Genomic DNA, 729 nt, shown 5'->3' on the forward strand with positions numbered 1-729 from the left:
GCCGTATCTATTTTCTCTACCATAGAGGCAATTTTTGGGTTCGGGTGGCGCTTCATAAAATCAATCAACGCCTTCTTACAGCAGCCAATAGAGTCGATAAAGCTAGCACACTGTGTATTTGGGCATTGAGGAATCAGGGTCAGTACTTTTTCTGAAGCGAGCTGTAGATATTTTAGCTCATATTCAGTGTCGCCAGCCCAACGCCAGAATTGTGCTAAGTTGTGGCATGAAATAACGGAGATCAGTAGTCGCTCATCAGCTTCGATATCCGTGCGTTCAGTAATTCTTTCACTGAGAGTTAGCGCTTGCTGATAGTGTAGGATGCTTCGAATAGGATCGTCGAGTTGCAGAGCGGTATCGGCAAGTAAAGTGTGTTTTTCCCATTCGTTTATCATAATGATAGCTCCCAAATTAAAACTGGCATCAATCTAAACGATAATCATTATCATGTAAAGTCTAATAACTGAGATTTAGGCAAGAGGTAGTGTTTTATGAGAGCCACTGCTACGAAATGAAGTGGAAAATAAAAAGCGAGCATGATGCTCGCTTTATTATTGAATCGTTGTGACTACTTAAGTAGCGGAAGCCTGAAATTAGCCTTCCAGTCCAGCGCTAGCTTGCTTGTTTTGAATCAGCTCAATCATGTAGCCGTCTGGGTCTTTAACAAATGCAATGTGCGTTGAACCGCCTTTCACGGGGCCCGGCTCACGCGTAACGTTGCCACCTGCC

The 729-nt window shown here is 43.8% G+C and carries 2 protein-coding genes; both read right to left on the bottom strand.

Annotated features, from left to right (window positions below; genetic code table 11):
* On the bottom strand, positions 1 to 395 hold a 395-nt coding region (locus KIV40_RS30170; protein WP_285352949.1), incomplete at its 3' end, for a DUF2753 domain-containing protein.
* Between the two features lie 198 nt (positions 396 to 593).
* Positions 594 to 729, bottom strand: a 136-nt coding sequence (locus tag KIV40_RS30175) for a VOC family protein (protein ID WP_375164917.1), incomplete at its 5' end; no start/stop codon positions are given.

The organism is Vibrio sp. D173a, assembly GCF_030248475.1.